6 protein-coding genes are annotated in these 5,822 nt (G+C 38.8%); all 6 read right to left on the reverse strand.

Annotated features, from left to right (window positions below):
- Positions 1-510, reverse strand: a 510-nt coding sequence (locus tag ENL20_09640; protein HHE38818.1) for a rod shape-determining protein RodA, incomplete at its 3' end; no start/stop codon positions are given.
- Positions 511-555: 45 nt separating this feature from the next.
- Positions 556-2,307 carry a penicillin-binding protein 2 gene (mrdA, locus tag ENL20_09645; GenBank protein ID HHE38819.1) on the reverse strand — a complete coding sequence of 584 codons (1,752 nt, stop codon included), beginning with the start codon at positions 2,305-2,307 and terminating at the stop codon, positions 556-558.
- A 157-nt stretch (positions 2,308-2,464) separates the two neighbouring features.
- Positions 2,465-2,950 carry a rod shape-determining protein MreD gene (gene mreD / locus ENL20_09650; protein ID HHE38820.1) on the reverse strand — a complete coding sequence of 162 codons (486 nt, stop codon included), beginning with the start codon at positions 2,948-2,950 and terminating at the stop codon, positions 2,465-2,467.
- Between the two features lie 218 nt (positions 2,951-3,168).
- On the reverse strand, positions 3,169-3,855 hold the full coding sequence (locus tag ENL20_09655) for a hypothetical protein (GenBank protein HHE38821.1): 687 nt from the start codon (positions 3,853-3,855) through the stop codon (positions 3,169-3,171).
- Positions 3,827-4,612 carry a rod shape-determining protein MreC gene (locus ENL20_09660; protein ID HHE38822.1) on the reverse strand — a complete coding sequence of 262 codons (786 nt, stop codon included), beginning with the start codon at positions 4,610-4,612 and terminating at the stop codon, positions 3,827-3,829. The genes ENL20_09655 and ENL20_09660 overlap by 29 nt, the downstream gene beginning before the upstream one ends.
- Before the next feature lie 159 nt (positions 4,613-4,771).
- On the reverse strand, positions 4,772-5,809 hold the full coding sequence (locus ENL20_09665; protein ID HHE38823.1) for a rod shape-determining protein: 1,038 nt from the start codon (positions 5,807-5,809) through the stop codon (positions 4,772-4,774).
- Positions 5,810-5,822 lie beyond the last annotated feature (13 nt).

Here is a 5,822-nt window from a genome sequence, read left to right on the forward strand (position 1 = left end):
CAATAACATCGCGAATAAACTGATCATCAAGGTCAGGGCTGTTCCCATATCTGGTTCGAGAAGAATGAGGATCACGGGTAGGAGAACGACTGCAAAAGAACGGAGCAATATCTGCCATTCCGTGATATATGGTTTGGAGATAAGTTTAGCCACAAACAGGATCGTAACAAGTTTTGCCAGTTCCGAAGGCTGGAAATTAACCGGTCCCAGAGATATCCAGCGGTGCGAACCTTTAATTTCGGGTAGGAATAAAACGAGGATAAGAAAAATTACGGTAATAATATAAACAGGAATGATCATAAGATCGATTACAGGCATGGGAAGTTTCAATAAAACAAAGAGAAACAATAATGATATAAAAACCCAGATGAGTTGTTTCAGGTAAAAATTCCGGGTGAGAAATTCATCTCCTATTTTGCTGGTAGAAGCAGAATAAATGGCGATCACTCCGCTGATCATCAGCAGGATCAAAAGCAGGAAGATGATCCAGTCGATTTTTTTAATATCCATTTGCTACTTATTTTTTAAACAAAAAAATCGTGCAAGGAATAAATCTCATCTTTCTTTCATCATCCAATCATAAAACTTCACAATCTTCCGGGCAAGCGGAGCAGCAGCACTACCACCATGTCCGGCATTTTCCAGAAAGACAACAAAAGCGATCTCCGGTTCTTCCCATTCCGCATATCCTGTAAACCAGGCATGAGTTTCTTTTCCCATATGGTTTTCCGCAGAACCTGTCTTGCCGTAAACTTTCACGCCATAAACACCGGCAGCAGTTCCTGTTCCGTATTGCTCGTTCACAACTTTATAAAGAGATTTTTGGATAAGTTCCAGGTGTTCTCTATTTACAGGAAGATATTCCTGTTTAAATGTTGTATTTTTTTGATGTTCAACGGTTTTCAGAAGAAAATGAGGTTGCTTCCAGATGCCGTCATTGCCGATCGCGGCATAAAAAGAGCAGATCTGCAGAGGTGTAACGAGCACTTCTCCCTGCCCGATGGCAATATTCACTTTCTGCCCGGTGATGCTGATATACCTGCCGTAATTCTGCTTATACCAATCTTTGGTCGGAAAGAATCCTGCTCTTTCTCCGGGTAGATCGATGCCTGTTCTAACGCACAGTTTATTTTTCTTTGTATAATTGTTTATCTGCTCTAAAGTGAACCTGGTGGAAAGATCATAGAAAAAGACATCACAAGATTGTTTAATTGCATCTACGACATTCAATCTGCCATGACCTTTTTCCCACCAGCATTTGAAATACCTGTCCCCAAACTGCATTCCACCATCGCATTTGGTCAGTTTTGTCTTCTTATCGATGACATTTTCTTCCAGACCGAGAAAAGCCATCACAGGTTTATAAACAGAACCGGGTGGATATGTTCCGTGAATTACGCGATCCAGCATTGGTTTGGAAGGATCCTGTAATATTTTATTCCAATCGTCCGTACTCAAATTATTCCCGAAAATATTCTGATCAAAATCAGGTTTGCTTATGTAGGCGAGGATCTCTCCATTTTTTATATCGGAAACAACAATGCATCCTTTTGCTTTTCCGGGAAAGATTGAACTAATATATTCCTGCAATTCATTATCGATGGTCAGGATCAGGCTTTCACCATTTTCCGGTTTCTTTTCCAGGTTGTGTTTGAAAAATTGCAGGTTATTTCCGGCAGCATCGACTTGAAGTATCTCATATCCGCTTTTGCCGGCTAACATTTCCTCATAATACTTTTCCAGCCCAGATTTACCGAGCATACTGTTAATGGAATATCCTTTATCTTTCAGTTTGGAAAATTCCTGTTCATCGATCCTGCCTACATAACCGGTAAAATGATTTGGATAAAGGTATTCCCTGCGAGTTTCCGTTTTAAAGAAAAGGGAAGGAAAATAATTCAGTTGTTCGGAAATTGCTATTAATTTTTCATAATCGATATTCTGCACCAGCCTGATTTCCTGGTAAAGACGGAACCTGTTTTGATAAATTGTCTCCTTGATTTTTTCCTTTTCGATAGCGAAATTCCTGCTCACAAAATCGATGACTTTATCTTTCTCTCTGATCTTTCCTAAAATTATATAAAGATTGTAGGATGGTTTATTGATAGCGATGGGACGGTATTCCCGGTCGAGGATCTCACCGCGAACAGGTTGGATGTTCTTGATGCGCACATAATTTTCTTCGGCGATTTGTTTATAATCCTCACCTTGTACAACTTGCAACTTGAATAAGGAGACGATCAGGATGATGAAGATTAGAGCAATTCCGTAGAAAGGGATTTTTGAGAGCAGTTTGTTATTGGGCATTTTGATTTCAAAAAACTTGCTAAATTTTCAAAATTTGGCAAGTTTAAGCAAGACCTGACTCATAATGACCGCAGGGAATGCGAGTCGGGAATTGCCTTCTAATAAACAGTTTGTCTCCGACTCGCACTTCGTCACGAGTCGAATCCAATCTTGAAACTCACACATCCAGATAAACCTTGATCTTATCAATAAAAACAAAAAAGTAAGTTAAGAGCATCGAGATGACAGTATTATAGAAAATTGTGAAAAAGGTCAGATAAAATAACTCGAAGGTTACAGGTTCGGAAAAGAGATAATAGAGGAAAAAGAACAGGAAATGAATGGAATTCAAAGCAAAAATGCTAATGAAAATTATATCGATCCTATCTTTGTTAATACTTTGATGGTAACGATTCACGAGGAAAGAAAGCAAGAGAAATGAGATTGTATTCAAGCCCAAAAGGGACGGATATGTCAGGTCTAAAGCAATTCCCAGAAAAAAGATGATTATTGATGAAGGAATTAGATCGAGTTTGATATTCAGGAAGATCAGGCAAGCGATCAGGAAATTGGGAATAACTCCCAGCAATTCGAATTTTGATGCGAACAGAATCTGGAAGTAAAGAGTGATGATTCCTATAAAAATGTATTTTATGATTTTCATTTTTCCCTTTATGAAACTTCCGAATGTGCGAAGCTCTTCGGAATGTTGGCTCTAACTCATCAATCGGAAGAAACGAATCTTCGAAATGTTGATAGCTCCCGATATTCAAACAGACATGATAACAGGATTTACAGGATTATGTTTTTCTTGGCGTCCTTTGCGCCTTGGTTGTGAGATAAAACAATCGGAAGACCTTCAGACATTCCGATGTTTCACAATCAAGATGATTGTGTTACTCTCCTGATCAAACAGATCGGTGTCAATTCATCTCCCTGTCCCTGCGGATTATCCTTCATCACCTTTTCCATAAAATTTCTGTCGATGCCATCGCTTCCACCGATCATCCAGCAGCCGCCAATGTCGTTGATATCCATAACTGCTGTTTCATATCCAAAGTTATCTTTAATTCTTTGTGCTTCTTTTTCGGGATTTTTCGGACCTTTGATCACGCAGTTTTCATAAGGAGGAACCGGCGAAGTCGTAGCAGCATCGATCAGAGCAGCCTGTTTTCCGGCAATCCGATAAAAATCTCCTTTCCTGCCGATCAATTTTCCTAATGCTCCGATAAAAGCCGCAAATAAAATACGAATACTTCCAGCTTCGTCGATCGCGCACTGCATACTGGTTGGAGATCGAAGTCCGATCCCGTATTTCACATTTGCGACAAATCTCCAGAGGATCTTTGCCAGAATCCCGATCTTGATATCTTTTACCGGAATTGCTCTTCCCTGCGTGATAGCAAGCGGACTTTCACTGATGGAAATGATATCTCCATCCTGAATTAGCTCTTTTGAATATTGTCTGACAATCTCCAATATATCGTCGTTTTCGGAAAGGATCCTGGTTTTTATGGGAATCCTTAAATATTCATTTCCGTTAACTGTTATTTTCAAGTTCCGTTTCATAACTTTTATCCTTTTCATAAAACAATATAATAACCTGATCCAAACTGGATGGATCGGTAAAGGGAGAAATTTTTGCATTGATATGAACTTTATCAGGAGCTTCGGAGATTTGTGAAACAACTCCAATAGGATAATTCTTCGGGAATATCGTTGAAATATGGGAAGTTACGATCGTATCTCCCAAACTTATTTCCGAACCGATCTTGACCATGCTCATATAACAATTTCCGTAAATATCAGCTTCGAGAAGACCTTGCAGTTTAGTATTTCTGGTCATAACTCCCAGTTTGAAATTTGTATGATCAAACGGCATGATCACAGAAAAATTATTCGAAACAGAAATGATTTTTCCAAAAATACCATCCGTAGAAATCACAGGAAGACCAACTTTTATATCGTGCTTTTTGCCTTTATTAACAACGAAATTTCTCTCTTTATAATTCCCGCTCAAACCGATCACATCTGCTAAAATAAATTCTGTTTTATCTATTTCAAAATTAATATTTATATTCTCGATCTTCTGTAATTTATTTTCCAGGTTATTAATAGTTATTGTCTGAACAGCAAGATCAAGTTCCAGCTTTTTGTTTTTCTGTTTAATCTTGATATTCTCTTTGATGATATTAATGGAGTTGATAAATGGGAGATAAATGGTTTTACTTAAAAAATCAGCTTTTTTTTGGCGTTGTTCATTATTCCCAAGGAAAAGAATTATTGCGAGAAGCAGGAGTATGATGACGGGAATGTTTTTTTTCATTATTTATTATCAAACTGCTAATGGACGCGAATGAACGCTAATGTAAAAAAGGCAAATATCCAAATTATAATTTTAAAACTATTATCATATTTTTCAACTCGTCGCTTCGCTTATTCATCCTTCGTAGATTACTTCGGAGAATGGACAAGTCGAAAAAAATCAATCTTCAATTTTCTTGATCAATACTTCTCTATATTCTTCAATATTATCGAGGATTTGACCACTGCCTTTGACAACACAGGTCAGAGGTTCGGGAATAACATGAACTGGCAGATCGACCGCTTCCTGGATTTTCTTGTCGAGTCTTTTCAGTTGAGCTCCACCACCGGTCAGGATTACTCCTCGTTCCGCAATATCGGCAGCAAGCTCGGGAGCAGTCTTTTCAAAAAGCCGTTTAACAGCATCGATCATAGAAGTAACAGTTTCTGCTAAAGATTCCCTGATCTCTTCGGAAGTAATTTCAACCGTAATTGGAAAACCGGTGATAATATCTCTACCGCGCACTTCCATCTTTAATTCTTTTTCCAGGGGATAAGCAGAACCGATCTCATTTTTGATCTTTTCAGCGGTTTGAATTCCAACAAAAATATTATTTTTCTTACGAAGATGATTAACTATTGCCTGATCCATCTTATCTCCGCCAATCCTGATCGAGATATGAACAACGATATGAGATAAAGAAATGACAGCGATTTCAGTTGTTCCTCCCCCGATATCCATGACCAGGTTTCCGGCAGGTTTATGAATGGGAAGATCAGCTCCGATCGCAGCTGCAACAGGTTCGGAAACAAGATATACTTCCCGCGCTCCAGCGTGCAGAGCACTATCGCGAACTGCTCTTTTCTCGACTTCAGTTATTCCGGAAGGAACGCAGACAATAACTCGCGGTTTGATCAGAAGTCTCTTTTTTTGGGCACGCAGGATCAAATTTCTCAACATCAATTCCGTAACTTGGAAATCAGCGATCACACCGTCTTTCAAAGGTTTGATGACGCGTACTTCTTCCGGATTTTTACCGAGCATTTCTTTGGCATCCGCACCAATGGCAATGATCTTCTTATTATCGCTGGAAGTAGCAACAACAGACGGTTCATCGATAACGATCCCAATACCTTTGCGATAAACTAAAGTATTAGCAGTTCCTAAATCTATAGCAATATCATTAGAAAACAAACTTGAGAAATTGTTCCAAAACATTCTCCCTCCGAAA

This window comes from Candidatus Cloacimonadota bacterium, from assembly GCA_011372345.1.
Lineage (GTDB): Bacteria > Cloacimonadota > Cloacimonadia > Cloacimonadales > TCS61 > DRTC01.